This window comes from Gammaproteobacteria bacterium, from assembly GCA_022340215.1.
Taxonomy (GTDB): domain Bacteria; phylum Pseudomonadota; class Gammaproteobacteria; order JAJDOJ01; family JAJDOJ01; genus JAJDOJ01.
Genome location: JAJDOJ010000018.1, coordinates 1 through 4039 on the forward strand (window position 1 = coordinate 1; position 4039 = coordinate 4039).

At 64.8% G+C, this 4039-nt stretch carries 3 protein-coding genes; all 3 read right to left on the reverse strand.

The window, feature by feature from the left end; all coding sequences use genetic code 11:
- Positions 1-143: 143 nt before the first annotated feature.
- Positions 144-1565: an N-acetylmuramoyl-L-alanine amidase gene (locus LJE91_01130; GenBank protein MCG6867363.1), complete on the reverse strand. Its 1422-nt coding sequence runs from the start codon at positions 1563-1565 to the stop codon at positions 144-146.
- A 226-nt stretch (positions 1566-1791) separates the two neighbouring features.
- A complete protein-coding gene (gene tsaE / locus LJE91_01135; GenBank protein ID MCG6867364.1) occupies positions 1792-2262 on the reverse strand; it encodes a tRNA (adenosine(37)-N6)-threonylcarbamoyltransferase complex ATPase subunit type 1 TsaE in 471 nt (156 codons plus the stop codon).
- Complete coding sequence (locus LJE91_01140; GenBank protein ID MCG6867365.1) at positions 2255-3748, reverse strand: NAD(P)H-hydrate dehydratase; 1494 nt, start codon at positions 3746-3748, stop codon at positions 2255-2257. The genes tsaE and LJE91_01140 overlap by 8 nt, the downstream gene beginning before the upstream one ends.
- Positions 3749-4039: the final 291 nt, after the last annotated feature.

A 4039-nucleotide genomic window follows, 5' to 3' on the forward strand; every position in this document is an offset into this window, starting at 1 on the left:
GTTGTCGCGTCTTGATGACGAACGATCCCGGCGCGGCGCTGTCCCTGCTTTGCTTGGGCACCGGTCTTGGGCTTCCTGCCCAAGCCGTTCACTGCTTCGCAGCTCACCCGGCGCGATCCGGTCTGTCATTTTCCGGCAATCGCCTAACTGCCGCTCAGCGGAATGCGTAGGACCTGACCGGTACGGATCCTGTCGCCACTCAGGGCGTTGACCTTACGCAGGCGCCCGACGTCGACCTGGTAGCGGTGAGCGATCGCGGACAACGTTTCCCCTCGCTGGATGACGTGAGTGTCAGCCCCTGACGATGCGTCCGCCATTCTGGCGCCGGCTGGGGCATGCTGCCGGAAATAGCGCTTGACCCCCAGCAGGATCGCGGTTGCGACCTGTTTCTGGTAGGCCCGGGTCTTGAGCCGTTTCTCCTCCCGGGCGTTGGAGATGAATGCAGTTTCCACCAGCACGGAGGGGATATCCGGTGACTTGAGGACCACGAACCCGGCCTGCTCGACCTTTCGGCTGTGTACCCGTCCGACGGCGGTGAGTTCCTTCAACAGTGACGACGCCACATCGGCGCTGGCCTCGATCGTCGCGGTCTGTGACAGGTCCAGCAACACGGAGGCGAGCAGACCATCCTTGTCGGTGAGGCTCACGCCGCCGATCAGATCCGCGTCGTTTTCCTTCTTCGCCAGCCAGCGGGCGTGCTCGCTGCTGGCGCCGTGCGGTGACAGGACATAGACCGAGGCGCCCTGCGCCTTGCGGTTCCGCGCCGCATCCGCGTGAATGGACAGAAAAAGATCTGCCTGGGAGCTTCGCGCCTTCTGGATCCGGTCCCGCAGGGGGAGATACACATCCCGGTCGCGGGTCAACACCGCGCGCATCCCCTTTTCGCGATTGATCAACGATGCCGTTTGCCTCGCGATGGCGAGTACGACGTCCTTTTCGCGCGTCTTTCGCCTGCCGATCGCCCCGGGATCCTTGCCGCCGTGACCGGCATCGATCGCGACGACTACCTCACGTGTCCGCAGTGGCGTTTCCGCCGAGGACTTCACCGGCTGTTGACTCGACTTTCCCTCCCGACTGCTGAGATCCACCACCAGCCGATGACCGCGCCCTTTCTCGGGTTCCAACGCAAAGCTTCGCGGGGCCGCCATCCGGTTCAGATCGAGTACGATTCGCAGGTCCTTCTCCCCCTTGGACGCCCATCGGACCCCCTTGAGCAGCGAATCTCCCGCGCTCACCTCATGCAGCCTCCCCGAGGCCCGGGTGTCCGCGAGGTCGATCACGACGCGGTGCGGCGCGGTAAGTGTAAAGATGTTGTGATCGACCGGCTGGCTGAGTTCCATCACCAGCCGCGTGTCGCCATTGCGACCGGCGACCCGGATCCGTTTCAGTACCGCCGCCGAACCCGCCATGACCGGCGAGGAGAGCAGCCAAGCGGCGGCGCCTCCAGTCAGCGCGATACACCGCAACAGAAACCGGCGGCGCGTCCCGCCTGCCAGCCCCTCATCATTCCCCCTGGTTTCCCCCCTCCCTGGGGAAGCGGCGACGCGCCCGAACATCGTGAGCATTTCTTGCTGTTCTCCCACCCCGTTCCAAAGACAACCATCTCTCGGCGGTCTGCCGTGACCGGGAACCCGGCGATTTCCCCGAAAGGCCGACCTCGTGGCGAGACGATCCGGAAATCTGCCCCCATCGAAGTGACTTCCCCGCTTCATGAGTGTGGCGCATTCCCAGAAAAGTTCAAGTGGTTTTTTCAAACAATTCTCACTAGATACAGTTCCAACCTTAACCGTTTTATTGATCAACCCCGGAACCGATCGCCCGCAATGCCCGCCGGCCCGCGTCACTGGAGGCCCGAAACCGCAAGCGGCGACCGAAGGATGTCTCCTCGAGACGTACCTCGATATCGGGTTGCGGCAACACGCCGGCGCCCTTCTCGGGCCATTCCACCAGGCATATCCCCTCGCCGGCGAGGTAGTCCCGTACCCCCAGGTACTCGAGTTCCTCCGGATCGGCCAGTCGATAGAGGTCAAAATGGTAAACGGGTGCATTCGGCAGTTCGTAGGGTTCCACCAGCGTAAAGGTCGGACTCTTCACGCTGTCCCGATATCCCAGCGCGTGGATGAATCCCCGGGCGAAGGTCGACTTTCCCGCACCGAGGTCTCCGATGAGAAAGATAAGTTCCCCTCCCTGGCACGCCCTGGCCAGTCGACCGCCCAATTTGCGGGTCTCTGACTCGTCCCGGCTTTCCAGCGCCCTATCCACCTGACCGTCGCGGATTGACTAGCGATCGCACGATCGGCGGAAGGTCCCCGGCCAGCATGCCGCGCTCGCCGTCCGCCGCCGCCACCACGTCGGCCGCGCTCGCATGCAGGCACACACCCGTCTGTGCCGCATCTCCGAGGCCGAGTCCCTGCGCGATCAGCGCTGCGATGATTCCCGTCAGGACATCACCCATCCCCCCCGTGGCCATGCCGGGGTTGCCCGCATCGCAGAGCGCAGTCAACCCGACACCGCCGATCAGCGTACCGGACCCCTTGAGGACGACCACGCCGCCGTATTGATCGGCGATGCGTTCGACGGCGGCAAACCTGTCGTGCTGCACTTGCGAAGTCGTGCATCCCAGGAGCCGTGCGGCCTCCCCGGGGTGCGGCGTCAGAACGCGCCCCCCACCGGCTTGTGGGGCCCCCTCTGAGAGAAGGTTCAGGGCATCGGCATCCATGACCACCGGCTGGTCCACCTCCAGTACACGAGGCAACATCCTCCGGCCCCATTCTCCCCGCCCCAGTCCCGGACCGATCGCGACGACCGTGGCCCTGGACAGCAACGGCTCCAGTTCCGCCTCGTTCTCGACCCCCCGGACCATGAGTTCGGGGCGATTGGCGTTGAGCACGCCGGCATGGTCCGCCCGTGTGGCTACACTGACCAGCCCCGCGCCGGTTCGCGCAGCGGCCTCACCGGCCAGCCGCGCCGCACCGGACATGCCGGAATCCCCACCCACGATGAGGACATGGCCGAAGTCTCCCTTGTGCGCAGTCCGCGCACGGGGGGATAGCCGATCCCGGAATCGTTCGAGGGAGATCAGTACGCTGGACGGCCGAACGACATCGTAGACCGCCTCGGGCACACCCAGATCGCTGAATCGAACCTGACCGCAACAGGCCTTTCCGAATCCCGTGAACAGGCCCTGCTTGAGACCGATAAAGCTTACGGTCCGCTCGGCATTGACGGCGGCGCCGAGCGGGCTGCCGGTATCGCTGTGCAGACCGGAAGGGATATCGATGGCGATCACGGGTGCGGAATGCGCATTGATCGCATCGATGATCTCCCGGAACGCGCCTTCGACCTCCCTTTCCAGTCCCGTGCCCAGGAGCGCATCCACGATGACATCCGCGGGAGGTAGCTTTCCGGTCCAGGACCGCGCTTGCCCCCCGCACGCCAGGAAGGACTCGCGCGCCGCGAGTGCATCGCCACGCATTCGCGCGGGATCGCCGAGAAACACGAGTTTCACGCCCAGCCCGGCCTCGCGCGCGAGACGCGCCACCACGTAACCGTCCCCGCCGTTGTTACCCGGCCCCGCCACAACCAGGATCGTCCCCGCCCTGGGCCATGCACGGCGCAGCACACCGAAGGCCGCTTCCCCGGCGCGATTCATGAGCGTCCCTCCCGCGATGCCGTGGTCCTCGATCGCTGTGCGGTCAAGCTCTTTCACCTGGGCGGCACGGTACAGGTTCTGCGGCAGTTCACTCATGCTGAAAGACCCATGACGGATAGACGGGAATATTCTGGCCGATGACATTACGACAGAGCACTGTGGCTTTCCAGGGTCGGTTATCCCGGTTTTCGGCCCGTACACGGTACCGCAAGCCGACCGTCCCGGGATCGATACGGCGGCAGCCTGCTAAGGCGATTGCCGGAGAATGGCGTACCAGATTGCGCCGGGTGAGCTGCGAAGCAGTGAACGGCTTGGGCAGGAAGCCCAAGACCGGTGCCCAAGCAAAGCAGGGACAGCGCCGCGCCGGGATCGTTCGTCATCAAGGCG

Bases quoted from the DNA above. Each gene is read 5' to 3' on its own strand.
- LJE91_01130 (MCG6867363.1), bottom strand. From the start codon at position 1,565: ATGCTCACGATGTTCGGGCGCGTCGCCGCTTCCCCAGGGAGGGGGGAA.
- LJE91_01140 (MCG6867365.1), bottom strand. From the start codon at position 3,748: ATGAGTGAACTGCCGCAGAACCTGTACCGTGCCGCCCAGGTGAAAGAG.